Raw genomic sequence first — 260 nt, 5'->3', positions numbered from 1 at the left:
CCCGTCCGGGCTGGAGCGAGCTGCCCGCGGTGCAGCAGGGTCGCCTCTATGCGGTCTATCACGGCGCTACCCGCAGCATCATGGATGCCGCCCTCATCGAGTTCATGGCCAAGGCGCTCTATCCGGATCTGTTCAAGGATCTCGATCCCCTGGCCACCTATCAGGGCTTCTACCACGCCTATCTGCCCATTCACCCCCAGGGCACCTTCATGCTGGGTATCAAGCAGGGTGAAGCCAACTAAATCCGGTCGTTCGGGTTC

Annotated in this window: 1 pseudogene; it reads left to right on the top strand. The window is 61.5% G+C overall.

Annotated features, from left to right (window positions below):
- Positions 1 to 242 (top strand): annotated as a pseudogene (locus tag B4920_RS26785) (hypothetical protein); the annotation flags it as partial.
- Positions 243 to 260 lie beyond the last annotated feature (18 nt).

This window comes from Zoogloea sp. LCSB751, from assembly GCF_002028455.1.
Taxonomy (GTDB): Bacteria; Pseudomonadota; Gammaproteobacteria; order Burkholderiales; family Rhodocyclaceae; genus Zoogloea.
Note: the sequence above shows the minus strand (reverse complement) of the source record. Positions and strands in the feature narration are given on the sequence as shown.